The organism is Bacillus sp. JJ1521, assembly GCF_036965165.1.
GTDB lineage: Bacteria > Bacillota > Bacilli > Bacillales > Bacillaceae_L > Ferdinandcohnia.
The window spans coordinates 21,523-32,989 of record NZ_JBALOX010000044.1; the positions used below are offsets into that span (position 1 = coordinate 21,523).

Genomic DNA, 11,467 nt, shown 5'->3' on the forward strand with positions numbered 1-11,467 from the left:
CTTTTGTTTTTAATAAATGACTTCCATGCAGGAAAATTTGTTTCGCCTGCAGAATAAAGGAGAATAGAAATAATGGTGAATGAAGTAATTGTCTACACTACAAATGATTGTGTTGAATGTACCTTTGTAAAAAAGGTGCTCACTGAAAATGGGATTCCGTTTGACCTAAGAAACATTGCGGAAAACGACGTCTATCAAAAAGAAGTTGAACGCTTTGGCTTTTTAGGTGTGCCTGTAACAGTAGTTGGAGATCGTGCTGTCAAAGGTTTTACTCCTGAATTAATCGAGTTGTTAGAGTCGTTGAAAAAGTCATAAATGCATGTGTTGGGTAAAAGTGGAAAAGTTAGGGAACCCTGATAACACTCACACTAAAAAAAGATGTGAATAAAATATTGAACCAATCTTAAATAGGTGAACCTTATGGAGAAAATAAAAAGCTGGGCAAAGAACTTAAAAAAACAAATATTCATCCTATATTTTGCATATAAGGATGCACGAGTACCTTGGTATGCAAAGCTTTTTACGGCTGGTTTGGTGGCATATACATTCAGCCCTATCGACCTTATTCCTGATTTTATTCCCATCCTCGGATACCTTGATGAGGTCATTCTTGTTCCAATTGGAATCATGTTTGCGATGAAAATGATCCCAAAGGCTGTGTTAGCGGACTGTGAAGTAAAAGCAGAAGAATTAATGATAAACGGAAAGCCGAAAAATTGGGTTGCAGGAACCCTGATCCTTCTTCTTTGGGGCCTACTCTTCATATGGGCTGCCATAAAGGCCTATCAATATTTTAAAATTTAAAATGTGAACCTGCATCTCAAAACGAAATGCAGGTTTCCTTATTGGATTTTTTTGTGCTTTTTTCATTATGACGATAGAAAAGTATTATTACGGATAAAACAAAAATAATGACGACAGAACAGAATTGTTGGCGTCGGAACTGGACTGAAGAACTAAAAAAGCGCTGTCACTTATCAAATTATTATGATTAATTTTGCTTTAACTTGATGTTTATGCTTTTTTTACATGTTATAATAATCTAAAGTGAAAAAAGTTTATTTGTCATGCCTTAACGCGTTCACAAATACAAATTGGGTTGTCGGAACCCTTAGACCCTATAGATAACTTCTCACTTTTAACCGGATTTTAAATAGTCTAAAATTATAATATTGAAATATTAATCTATAAAACTGCCATCCTTATATGGCCAAGATTGAGACGAGAAAGAATTGTCCGACATTGGCAGGCCCGATTTTTGTGACCGCCTTCATCTTTTTTGTCCAAATTTTAAAAGAAAAGGTTGATAAAAATGAGCAACATAGAAACCAAAACAGATGTCATTCTAATCGGTGCTGGTATCATGAGTGCGACATTAGGGACACTCTTAAAGGAACTAGTGCCTGAATGGAACATTACCGTTTTTGAAAAGCTCGACAAACCAGGAGAGGAAAGCTCTCACGAATTAAATAACGCTGGGACAGGTCATGCTGCACTGTGCGAGCTTAACTACACCGTTGAAAAATCTGACGGAACATTAGATATTAAGAAAGCAATTAATGTTAACGAACAATTCCAAGTTTCCAAGCAATTTTGGGCATATCTTGTGAGGAATAATTTAATTCGCAACCCACAGGATTTTATTATGCCGCTGCCACATATAAGTATGGTACAAGGTGAAAAAGACGTCGCTTTTTTAAAGAAACGTTTTGAAGCGCTATCAAAAAATCCATTATTTAAAGGGATGGAATATTCCGATGATCCATCAAAATTAATGGAATGGATACCACTTATTGTGAATGGACGCACATCCACTGAGCCAATTGCTGCTACAAAAGCAGACACTGGAACGGATGTGAACTTTGGAAATTTAACACGGATGTTGTTTGACCACTTAAAGAATAAAAATGTCAAAATCAATTACAACCATAGTGTAAAAGATGTAAAACGTTCAAGCGATGGCTTATGGGATCTAAAGGTGAAAAATCAAGATAGCGGTGCCGTTGAACACCATAAGGCTAAATTTGTCTTCATCGGAGGCGGAGGAGGAAGTCTACATTTACTCCAAAAATCAGGCATCCCAGAAGGAAGACATATTGGTGGATTCCCAGTTAGCGGAATTTTCATGGTATGTAATAATCCTGAAGTTATTGAAAAGCATCACGCCAAGGTATACGGAAAAGCAAAGGTTGGTGCGCCACCGATGTCTGTTCCGCATCTTGACACACGATATATCGACAATAAAAAATCCCTTTTGTTTGGACCATTTGCAGGCTTCTCACCGAAGTTCCTAAAAACGGGTTCAAATATGGATCTAATCACATCGGTAAAGCATGATAACTTATTAACAATGTTAGCTGCTGGTGTAAAAGAAATGGCACTAACCAAATACTTGATTCAACAAGTGGTGTTAACAAAAGAACAGCGCATGGAAGAACTACGTGAATTCATCCCGAACGCGAAGAGCGAAGATTGGGACTTAGTGGTAGCTGGTCAACGTGTTCAAGTAATCAAAGACACTGAAACTGGCGGCAAAGGAACTCTTCAATTTGGTACCGAAGTTATAACAGCAGCTGACGGCTCAATTGCAGCCTTACTAGGTGCATCACCGGGGGCATCAACCGCTGTTCATGTTATGCTTGAAGTGATTAATAAGTGCTTCCCGGAACATATGTTAGAATGGGAGCCAAAAATCAAAGACATGATTCCTTCCTTTGGGCTATCCCTCATGGATCACCCAGAACTCCTTGCAGATATTAATGAATCAGCGGGAGAAGCTCTTGGCTTAACCGAAAAAGAGGAAAAAAAAGAAAAGGAACTTGTTCTAAGTTAGCCCTTTAAGATTAAAAGAAATATAGATAAAAAGAACCTTCAATCTCGAATTGGGATTGGAGGTTTTTTATTCATTTAGAAAAGGGTTTTCTCAATGGTGAAGTTGTAACTGTTGATGGAGCATGAACAGCTCGATAAAAAATAAAAGATGTAATGAACATCGATATGTTTATTTTTCATAAATTTATAGACCGCAAAAAACCGGACAACTAGTGAAGTCCGGTTTTTAACCTTTATTTCAAATCAACCTTTAAAGTACCCAAACTTATTTCTTCCTTGCCGATTTTATAAGAAGGCTTCACCTGTATAAACATTGGTGGATTTTTACTATCTATTTCAAATATCATTTTAGAATTTGAAACGGTATTTAGGGATATTTTTTCACCTTGATCATCAACGATAGTAAAATGTAGGTTCTCACCCTCAACCCCAGCTGTTTGTAACTCTTCATAGGTTAAAATTGCGTTTGTTTTTCCAATGTTAATATCTTTGAATTTGAGGCTATATTCCTTGTTTGAAGAGAACAGGGTTTGATTTAATTCAATTTCTCGTGATGGCAATTTCTTAACGGAAAGATTAAAGGACCACTCCCCTTGTACCCCTGCCATGTGTGTAAATGTAATCGGGAGCGTTAACTCGTCCGGATTTTTCTCATTTGGGTTTTCCAAAATCATCGCACCGACGTAGTCATTGCCTTGTCTTGTTATTGTCCCCATGCTAGCACCCCAGTTAGATGTATCCTTCCCATCGAACATCTCATAGGTATACCCAGACTCCGGTCCTGTATCTCCTCCAAATGTATCAGATAAGTTGTCTCCAGATGCATTGAAGGTTAAACCAACAAATGAACCATCATAAAAAATCGATGTAATACTCATTTTGGCCCCATTATTTTCTACAGTTTCATAGATCTCCGTAATCAATTGATCTGCTGCCAAATCCTGACCAATCTGCATTTGATAATTTTCATAAATACCACCAATAATTGGTACCTGAGCTAGAACCTGATTAATAGGTGAAAAAATAAATCCTGATGCAAGGAGTACAGCAGCTGCTCCAGTAGTAAAAAGGGATGTTCGTTTTAAAGGCTGTACGTATTTTCTTTTTTGACGAAACTTATCTCCACGCTCAATACCTTTTTCGATTGCTAAATGTAGTTCTTGTGTTGGTATCTCCATATCGTTAAATAATTCCTTTTCCATAATAATCAGCCCCTAATGTTTTTCTTAATTCAGCTTTTGCCCGACGTAAATAGGTTTTAATTGTTGGTTGTGGCTTATCTAGAATCGTAGAAATCGTACGAATCGGTAAATCATAATAATAGAAAAGTAAAATTGCATTTCGATAGTTCATGTTTAGCGACGAAAGTGCCTTAGATAAATCGATTGATAGGTTCAACTCAGGGTCTTGGCTCCATTCTATAAGATACTCTAATGCCTCTTCCGGAAGTTGTACTACCTTCTTATTTCGTGCAAGCTCCTTGTAGGCTGTTCGCATTAAGATTTTCACAAGCCATGTGCTGAAAAAAACAGGTGATTTCAGCTGGTGAATGGAAATAAAGGCCTTATAGGTAGTTTCTTGTATGACATCAAGTGCATCCTCTTTGTTCCGCATGTGTAAATACGCAATTTTATATAATTTTTCACTTTCATATTTAATAAGTTGTTCAAATGCTTGTTTGTCACCATCAATGGCCAACTCAACTATTTTTGTAGAATATGACATTCGCTAACCTCCTTTCAACTGTTAGAGGCATTAAATAGAATAAAAGGTTTCAAAAATAAATGTTTATAAAATAATATAACATTTTGTCGAATAAAAAACTTTCCGATGTTCGCTGTTCTGTGAAGGATGAACTCTACATTTGTTGAAATTAATAGGATGGAAAATAATTTTTAATTAAAAAGGGGAACTCTCATGAAGATTAAGCTAGTTGATGTAACAGAGGATAATTTTTTTGAAGTTATCAAATTAAAGTCTGATGAAAACCAAGAAAAGTACTTTCAAATCTATGAAAGGTGGGTGGGATCAAATGCTTATTTTTTAGCAGTATGCCAAACATTTGGTTTCACACCAAAAGCAATCTATGATGGCGAAACACTAATTGGTTTCACTTCACATGGATATCATAAAGAAACAAATCGGTATGAAATGATTAGCATGATGCTTGGTCATCAGTTTCAAGGGAAAGGATACGGAGCCCCTGTTTTAAATGCAATTATTGAGGATATGGTGGATACGTACCAATGTAATGAAATCTATTTATCGGTTATCTATAATAATGAACGAGCCATACGAACCTATGAAAAAGCGGGTTTTAAACCAACTGGAGAGGTAGAACAAGGGCATCATCCAGAGCCTATTTATTGTTTGAAAATTGAATAAGAGTGTAAAATAAAACATTTTTAGGGAACCCTTTGAGTTCCCTTAGTTCATCTAATTCACGATTAGTTCCTACCACTTTTTCTTAGCGTTCCAACTACAATAGCAACCAATCCGAGTAAAGTGAGACTTAAAAATGCTGTTTTATTTCCGATAATGCTTCATTTCTTTCTATAATAATTACTAATTTTGGCACTCGACTGTTAAGCCAACCCTTGTCATTACTGAAAAAGAGGGTGTTCGAAAGTTGATACTTAGAACTATGGACACCCCTCTTTTTTATGAAAATGCTGACGAATATTTGACGACACCCTGTACATTTTCAAGAGATCCTTCAGCTAATTCGAGTGCCATAAACACATCATTCGGTACTTCAAAAGGAGCCTTAATATTCCAAAGATTAGCCTGTTTGAAGCCAAATCGTGGATAATACTCTTTATGCCCGAGCACAATAACCGATTGATATCCGAGTTCCTTAGCCTTCTTTAGTGCAGCATGGATTAAATGGCTTCCAATTCCTCTGCGCTGAAATTCCGGTGTGACTGAAATAGGAGCAAGTGCCAGGGATTCAACAGAACGATCACCATCCACAATCCGAATATTTGAGAGGAGAATATGTCCAATAATCTCATCATCATTAATGGCTACCAAAGAAAGTCCTGGTATAAAGGCATCGGATTTTCGAATCCGATTTACAAGAAAATGCTCTGTCTTGTCACTGTACTCTTCGTTCAAAAAAGCCCTTCTGACAACTTCCTCAGTATTGTGATATTCCTTAGGTCTTTCTTGCCTTATTACTGTTTTCATTTATTATCCTCTTTTCTTTCGTTTGTTTTTTCCTAGAATTCACAAAAATATAAAAGGAATAGGGAGATTAAAGCAGAATAGTACATAAATTGGATATATGTCCGTAAGTAAAGGATGTTGCATTTTATTTTGGGACTGATAGGAATTCTTCTCATTTTATCTATTATAAATTATCTTTCGGGAATCGGAAAAGAACTAAAGAAAATGAATCAAACAAATGAAAAGATCGTGGAGTTGTTAGAAGATTAAAAGAAGGGGATGGAAAGAAAATGAATCAACAATTAAAGCAACACTTAAAAGAACTAGAGGAAATGCACACAAACATCGAAGTTCGGAAAAGTCGTGAAAAATTAGGTGAAATACTGGCAGATGATTTTTTTGAGATCGGTAGTTCGGGTTATATGATTGATAAAAGGGAATGCCTTGAATCAGGGAGTGCACTAACGGATATGTCCCTCCATAATTATGAAATTTATCCGCTTGCACCAGACGTTGTGTTAACTACATATTTCATTGTCGATAAGACGAGGAACCGCAATACCCTTCGAAGCTCCATTTGGAAACGTATAGATGGAAGCTGGCAATTATATTTTCATCAAGGCACGATCACGCCATTGCAGCTGAGTGAAGTCCTTACAGAAGAAGTTTAACGAAACAAAGCCCATTTTCTGATGTTGGAGTTTTGATTCATTTAGAAAAACGTGCATGATTGCTATAATGAATATAGTTTAATTTATAATCAGGATGTGGTTTAAATCATTCATGCAATTTTCTTATTTATCATAGCTGGTATTGCCGAGATTGGTGGAGGTTATTTAATTTGGCTTTGGTTAAGGGAAGGGAAGCCTTTTTATTGGGGAATTGGTGGTGGAATTGCGTTAGCTTTATATGGCGTTATTGCAACCTTTCAAACCTTCCCATCATTCGGAAGAGTATATGCTGCCTATGGGGGCGTATTTATCGTACTTTCAGTCCTATGGGGCTGGGGGATTGATAAAAAAACACCCGATCTATACGATTGGCTAGGTGCCGGGATCTGCATCATTGGTGTGTCAGTCATGTTATTTGCACCAAGGCAATAGTTGCCAAGGCGTTGATCTATGGAAGGATCAATGCCTTTTTTCTTTTATTCGTTTTAGTTTTTTTAGTGACGGTTTTTATGAAAATAACTCCTGCAATTAAGGCTAACAAATTTAATGAATCACCAAAATTAATTGTAAACTGAAAGTTATTATTAACCCGTATATAGTTTCTATTATCCGATTTCGCATGTGCCACTTTTTCATTATTATCCAAAATGATCCCCCTCATTTTCTTTATAGACTGGTTGTCCTAATCCAAATATATGAACGAGTAAATCCAAGTATGCAACTTATAGGACTTGAGTATATTTATTGAAGGAAATAGAAGACTTGTCCTGAATATCATGGGAAGGAATATAAAGTACGGTGTTAACCTCTGATTATCGCTTTTATTAAGAACAAAAGGAGGAATTAGACATGATCAGTTTGCTTAATCTTGGTAGTCTTGTACATAGATTTATTGCTTGGATACTTCCTGTTGTTAACCTATCGCGAGGTAAAAAGTCAGACCATAAAAGCAGAGTGACTCTATCCGTCATTAGTCTTAGTGCTTGTGCTATTTGACTCTTATTTCAGATGTATTATAACTTCATCTAGTGAAGATTGAGGATTGGTCTGCTCTTATGGATACATCGGGTGCCGTGAGTGTCTGCCGCTATTCTCCTTCTCAGTGGTACAATCATATTAAATGAAATTACTTTGATTGTATATCGTGACAGATGAGACTGTAAAAAATGTGCGGATGATGGTCAAAATAATATATAATCATCTTAATGTAATAGGATTGGGAAGGTTATTCTATGGTGCTATATACACTTAAAAAGGACTATAAGGGATATAAAAGAGGAACACAGTTTTATTTGATTGCTGAATCAGAGTTTATAGGAGTTAAGGAATTTGTATTAAGGACGAAAGATTTAAAGAATAGTATATCACTTAATGAAAATGAAATTTTCACATATTTTACGTTGATAAAAACTAAATAAAAACATGTCACGAAAATCTCATCTTAATGCTCAATAATTTCAAGGAATATGAGTTAGGGATCTACAATTTTTATATTAGAAACTACACGTAATACGTGATAGGAAGGGATATGCATATGAGAGAATACATTTACATATTAAAATTAATTCCTCGATTACAAGAGGCACAAAATTGGACTGAAGAAGACCATGGTATTGTAACTGATCATTTTATTAGATTGAAAAAATTTTGTGATGATGGAAAAGTAATTCTAGCGGGTAAAACAGACAGAGAAGATGAAAAAGGTTTTGGAATCGTTATTTTTAAAGAAGAAAACGATGAAAAAGCAGATGCATTTATGAAAGAAGATCCAACTGTTAAGCTTGGACTTATGACAGCCGAAGTTTTCCCTTACCGAGTAGCGTTGTCAAAAATAGATTAATATTTTTTCAAAAACAAGAACATATTAACAAATATGTTCTTGTTTTTGTGGTGTTTTTAGAAAATCTAGTTTTTTAATTAACAAGGAAAGATACAAGCACCTACAATGATTAACAAGATAAACAACACAACAATTAAAAAAAATGGATTGAAACAAGGCTCAGGACAAGCATGCCCATACCCATAACTAGGATACTCATATTCAAAGCTAGGGGCTATAGGCTGTGGCGCTATATACGTTGGGTGTGGTGGTAAGAACTGAGTTTGCATCGCATTTACGTTAGATATATTTATATGCTCCATATTCATACTTCCTTTCTATATAGTGGAATTCCCTACATTATACTCACCTAGTCAGAAAATGCCACGTCTATGCAAGAAAATGGGTATTTCCCCCAAACGTTAATGTTTTCCCACTAATTAGTTTTTAAGTGAGTCGGATATAGTGTCATATTTTGGAAATGATGTGTGGTAAAATCGGTATAAAGAAAAATTTGTTGTTTACAAACATGGGGATCAATTTTATGAAGGAAGATCAGAAATTTTCATATATCAGTATGTTCTTTGGCGGAGTAGGAACCATTTTTGTTTTGTTTGCAGCAATTGAACTATATAAAATCAGCGGATCTACAACGGGATATTTTATTGCATTTTTTGGTTTCCTATTCACGATTAATTACATCAATTATTTAGAGTCAAAAGCAGGCGTAAGTAAAAAAGTAACCTGGGTTAGGGCGATACTTTCGATCATCGTCGTTTTCATAGTTTCATATTTTTTGTACTTCTAATTAGATAAAGAGACAGAATAGTTTGAAACTATGAGTGAATTCAAACGTATATTATTAAAAGACCTTCAAATAAGGGGGATTACTTTGGCAGATGTCATTATTTCTTTCATTTTCATGATACCTTTGTATGCAGTGCTGATTTGGACCTATTTTTATCCGGAGGAAAGTATGTTATTAGGACAAAGATGGAGATACAAGGAAGATCCAGAGTTTTCCGATGCTGCAATCCGATATACGAAATTTGGATCGATTGTAGGTGTATTCCTTATCACCATGATGTTTGCTTTCTATGTGATTGATCATTTCGTGATTCGACTACTCATCATTTTAGGATTCGTTTCTTTTGTCATAATTGGTGGTTATAGGGTGTTAAAAAAATATTTGGAATTCTAGAAAATTCAATTGGAAAAATGATCATTTTTTGTCAGGGATTTTTGTATAATGTATTTATGCACTGGAGGCATCTATAGTGCTTCCTTTTTAGTTGAAAAATGGAGGGGAAAATTTAATGGAGAATGAGGTTTTTGTGGATAAAGAGAAACAAGAAAAGCCGAAATTGAAGATAGAACGGAAAGAAGGGGAACCGACTGCAGCCTTCAAAGGAGCTTCATGGGCAGCATTGTTAGTTGGTGTTTCCGCTTATCTCATCGGTTTGTTTAACGCAGCAATGGAACTAAATGAAAAAGGATATTATTTTGCTATTTTAATATTCGGTCTTTATTCTGCTGTATCCTTGCAAAAAGCAGTAAGGGATAAAGAAGAGGGAATTCCAGTTACAAGTATCTATTATGGGATTAGCTGGGTTGCACTGATTGTGTCGATTTCATTGATGGGCATCGGTTTATACAATGCAGGAAGTATCGTTTTAAGTGAAAAGGGATTTTACGGAATGGCATTTGTTTTAAGTGTTTTTGCAGCCATTACCGTTCAAAAGAACATTCGTGATACACAAAAGGCAAGAGAAAGAGATTGAGAGAAAAAAAAGGATCATCCAAAGCTAAATGGATGGTCCTTTTATGATTTGAGTTTTTTTCGCTTCCATAACAGGAATGGAACCCAACTCAACAAAACGATTAAAACGATAGATATGCATGTTAGGAATACGGTATCCGTCATAAGGATACCGGTGTAGTCAGAAAGATCCATTTCCTGGGCATAGACCTGGTGCGGGTTATCGACATTATAAATAATAGGCATTTCCTCTGTATATTTGTTATAGCTATGCCATGTCACACCTTTTACGAGAAAAATTGTATCAAGATCTTCTGGTTTATACATTAATGTGATGTAGTATTCACTACTGTCGTATCTTGATGTACCTCTTTCAACACCGCGATCTGTTACGAAAGCTGTTGTCTCTGCATGGTTCTTTCCAAAATATTTTTCATATCCATTTACGAATGCCGATTTTGTATCGGTCGAAAGAAAAAGAAGAATGGCTCCAATTAAGCCACCAAAAACTAAAAAAGGAATAACAAAACCCGCAATTTTCTCTAAGTATAAACGTCTTGAAAAGGTAGTGAAAAATTCCCATATCATTCTTACTTTGGAAAGCCAATACAAAATATAGCCGATTGGATAAAGACTAAACACTGTTAATAGAATATAAAACCAACGGACTTCCTCTTTTAGCAGTGTTTCTGTGTAAAATTTACCTTCTACTTCATAGCCTGGAATCTTATCTCCAACGTTCACCTGATTGAATAAATCCCAACTGATTGTAATCATCGAATCATTATGTTTTGTGGGGATACTACTTTCAGGTAAAGCCCCGATTTGGACGGAATATATTGGACCTTCCAATAGACGGTTTATCACATATTTGCGCCAAACCCTCTCCTCGACGCGATTTTTTTCTGCTTCCTTCAGGAATGCTCGATGCTCCTGAAGATTATCGTAAATCGTAAAACTAATAAAAATAAATGTCGCAAATGCTAGTAGTTTTGACCAACCTAGTTTCTTCAATAAAAACATCCTTATCATACATTTTTATTAAGTATATGAAACTATCTTAATGAATATAAAGGGACTAAAGTACCACAGTCTTTTTATCTAAATTGGCCGCGAATTGAAATTTTTTAATAGTGAATGGAAGTATTGTGTTAAAATTGGTTTAAAATGGAATGGACCGATTCGAGGTGTTTTATGATAAAAATATTATTTTTCTTT

17 protein-coding genes are annotated in these 11,467 nt (G+C 35.5%); 11 read left to right on the forward strand and 6 right to left on the reverse strand.

Annotation, left to right across the window (positions count from 1 at the left end; genetic code table 11):
* The first annotated feature begins 72 nt into the window (after positions 1-72).
* The 3 genes from V7147_RS07785 to mqo all read left to right on the forward strand — a co-directional run bounded on the left by V7147_RS07785 (position 73) and on the right by mqo (position 2,833).
* Positions 73-315 carry a glutaredoxin family protein gene (locus tag V7147_RS07785; RefSeq protein ID WP_335367280.1) on the forward strand — a complete coding sequence of 81 codons (243 nt, stop codon included), beginning with the start codon at positions 73-75 and terminating at the stop codon, positions 313-315.
* A gap of 105 nt (positions 316-420) precedes the next feature.
* Positions 421-804 carry a YkvA family protein gene (locus V7147_RS07790; protein ID WP_335367281.1) on the forward strand — a complete coding sequence of 128 codons (384 nt, stop codon included), beginning with the start codon at positions 421-423 and terminating at the stop codon, positions 802-804.
* Positions 805-1,312: 508 nt separating this feature from the next.
* Entirely contained in the window at positions 1,313-2,833 is a 1,521-nt protein-coding gene (gene mqo, locus V7147_RS07795) for a malate dehydrogenase (quinone) (protein WP_335367282.1), read from the forward strand.
* A gap of 232 nt (positions 2,834-3,065) precedes the next feature.
* Here the strand turns inward: mqo and V7147_RS07800 are convergent, their stop codons facing one another.
* Both V7147_RS07800 and V7147_RS07805 read right to left on the reverse strand, forming a co-directional pair.
* Positions 3,066-4,034 (reverse strand): DUF4179 domain-containing protein, encoded by a 969-nt coding sequence (locus V7147_RS07800; protein ID WP_335367283.1) that lies wholly within the window; start codon positions 4,032-4,034, stop codon positions 3,066-3,068.
* A complete protein-coding gene (locus V7147_RS07805; protein WP_335367284.1) occupies positions 4,015-4,557 on the reverse strand; it encodes a sigma-70 family RNA polymerase sigma factor in 543 nt (180 codons plus the stop codon). The genes V7147_RS07800 and V7147_RS07805 overlap by 20 nt, the downstream gene beginning before the upstream one ends.
* A 192-nt stretch (positions 4,558-4,749) precedes the next feature.
* On the opposite strand from V7147_RS07805, the gene V7147_RS07810 reads away from it, so the two are divergent.
* Complete coding sequence (locus V7147_RS07810) at positions 4,750-5,217, forward strand: GNAT family N-acetyltransferase (protein ID WP_335367285.1); 468 nt, start codon at positions 4,750-4,752, stop codon at positions 5,215-5,217.
* 276 nt (positions 5,218-5,493) lie between these two features.
* Here the strand turns inward: V7147_RS07810 and V7147_RS07815 are convergent, their stop codons facing one another.
* On the reverse strand, positions 5,494-6,021 hold the full coding sequence (locus V7147_RS07815; RefSeq protein ID WP_335367286.1) for a GNAT family N-acetyltransferase: 528 nt from the start codon (positions 6,019-6,021) through the stop codon (positions 5,494-5,496).
* A gap of 269 nt (positions 6,022-6,290) precedes the next feature.
* Here V7147_RS07815 and V7147_RS07820 point away from each other — a divergent pair, with 269 nt between their 5' ends.
* Both V7147_RS07820 and V7147_RS07825 read left to right on the forward strand, forming a co-directional pair.
* Positions 6,291-6,671: a DUF4440 domain-containing protein gene (locus V7147_RS07820; protein WP_335367287.1), complete on the forward strand. Its 381-nt coding sequence runs from the start codon at positions 6,291-6,293 to the stop codon at positions 6,669-6,671.
* 105 nt (positions 6,672-6,776) lie between these two features.
* Positions 6,777-7,103 carry a YnfA family protein gene (locus tag V7147_RS07825; RefSeq protein WP_335367296.1) on the forward strand — a complete coding sequence of 109 codons (327 nt, stop codon included), beginning with the start codon at positions 6,777-6,779 and terminating at the stop codon, positions 7,101-7,103.
* Between the two features lie 16 nt (positions 7,104-7,119).
* Here V7147_RS07825 and V7147_RS07830 read toward each other — a convergent pair whose 3' ends face one another.
* The gene (locus V7147_RS07830; protein ID WP_335367288.1) at positions 7,120-7,317 is read right to left on the reverse strand and encodes a hypothetical protein; all 198 of its coding nucleotides are present in this window, start codon (positions 7,315-7,317) and stop codon (positions 7,120-7,122) included.
* Between the two features lie 586 nt (positions 7,318-7,903).
* On the opposite strand from V7147_RS07830, the gene V7147_RS07835 reads away from it, so the two are divergent.
* Positions 7,904-8,089, forward strand: a complete 186-nt coding sequence (locus tag V7147_RS07835; RefSeq protein ID WP_335367289.1) for a hypothetical protein — start codon at positions 7,904-7,906, stop codon at positions 8,087-8,089.
* A gap of 116 nt (positions 8,090-8,205) precedes the next feature.
* A complete protein-coding gene (locus V7147_RS07840; protein ID WP_335367290.1) occupies positions 8,206-8,511 on the forward strand; it encodes a YciI family protein in 306 nt (101 codons plus the stop codon).
* Positions 8,512-8,588: 77 nt separating this feature from the next.
* On the opposite strand, the gene V7147_RS07845 is transcribed toward V7147_RS07840, so the two are convergent.
* On the reverse strand, positions 8,589-8,729 hold the full coding sequence (locus V7147_RS07845; protein ID WP_335367297.1) for a YjcZ family sporulation protein: 141 nt from the start codon (positions 8,727-8,729) through the stop codon (positions 8,589-8,591).
* Positions 8,730-9,034: 305 nt separating this feature from the next.
* Between V7147_RS07845 and V7147_RS07850 the strand changes: the two genes are divergently transcribed.
* The 3 genes from V7147_RS07850 (at position 9,035) to yiaA (ending at position 10,271) form a co-directional block, all read left to right on the forward strand.
* Positions 9,035-9,298 (forward strand): hypothetical protein, encoded by a 264-nt coding sequence (locus V7147_RS07850; RefSeq protein WP_335367291.1) that lies wholly within the window; start codon positions 9,035-9,037, stop codon positions 9,296-9,298.
* 84 nt (positions 9,299-9,382) lie between these two features.
* Positions 9,383-9,691: a hypothetical protein gene (locus V7147_RS07855; RefSeq protein ID WP_335367292.1), complete on the forward strand. Its 309-nt coding sequence runs from the start codon at positions 9,383-9,385 to the stop codon at positions 9,689-9,691.
* Between the two features lie 115 nt (positions 9,692-9,806).
* Positions 9,807-10,271 (forward strand): inner membrane protein YiaA, encoded by a 465-nt coding sequence (gene yiaA / locus V7147_RS07860; RefSeq protein ID WP_335367293.1) that lies wholly within the window; start codon positions 9,807-9,809, stop codon positions 10,269-10,271.
* 41 nt (positions 10,272-10,312) lie between these two features.
* On the opposite strand, the gene V7147_RS07865 is transcribed toward yiaA, so the two are convergent.
* Positions 10,313-11,272, reverse strand: a complete 960-nt coding sequence (locus V7147_RS07865; protein ID WP_335367294.1) for a hypothetical protein — start codon at positions 11,270-11,272, stop codon at positions 10,313-10,315.
* Positions 11,273-11,467 lie beyond the last annotated feature (195 nt).

Coding starts and splice junctions, on each gene's coding strand:
- V7147_RS07810 (WP_335367285.1), top strand. CDS start 4,750: ATGAAGATTAAGCTAGTTGATGTAACAGAGGATAATTTTTTTGAAGTT.
- V7147_RS07850 (WP_335367291.1), top strand. CDS start 9,035: ATGAAGGAAGATCAGAAATTTTCATATATCAGTATGTTCTTTGGCGGA.
- V7147_RS07785 (WP_335367280.1), top strand. CDS start 73: ATGGTGAATGAAGTAATTGTCTACACTACAAATGATTGTGTTGAATGT.
- yiaA (WP_335367293.1), top strand. CDS start 9,807: ATGGAGAATGAGGTTTTTGTGGATAAAGAGAAACAAGAAAAGCCGAAA.
- V7147_RS07835 (WP_335367289.1), top strand. CDS start 7,904: ATGGTGCTATATACACTTAAAAAGGACTATAAGGGATATAAAAGAGGA.
- V7147_RS07805 (WP_335367284.1), bottom strand. CDS start 4,557: ATGTCATATTCTACAAAAATAGTTGAGTTGGCCATTGATGGTGACAAA.
- V7147_RS07840 (WP_335367290.1), top strand. CDS start 8,206: ATGAGAGAATACATTTACATATTAAAATTAATTCCTCGATTACAAGAG.
- mqo (WP_335367282.1), top strand. CDS start 1,313: ATGAGCAACATAGAAACCAAAACAGATGTCATTCTAATCGGTGCTGGT.
- V7147_RS07865 (WP_335367294.1), bottom strand. CDS start 11,272: ATGTTTTTATTGAAGAAACTAGGTTGGTCAAAACTACTAGCATTTGCG.
- V7147_RS07790 (WP_335367281.1), top strand. CDS start 421: ATGGAGAAAATAAAAAGCTGGGCAAAGAACTTAAAAAAACAAATATTC.
- V7147_RS07815 (WP_335367286.1), bottom strand. CDS start 6,021: ATGAAAACAGTAATAAGGCAAGAAAGACCTAAGGAATATCACAATACT.
- V7147_RS07820 (WP_335367287.1), top strand. CDS start 6,291: ATGAATCAACAATTAAAGCAACACTTAAAAGAACTAGAGGAAATGCAC.
- V7147_RS07800 (WP_335367283.1), bottom strand. CDS start 4,034: ATGGAAAAGGAATTATTTAACGATATGGAGATACCAACACAAGAACTA.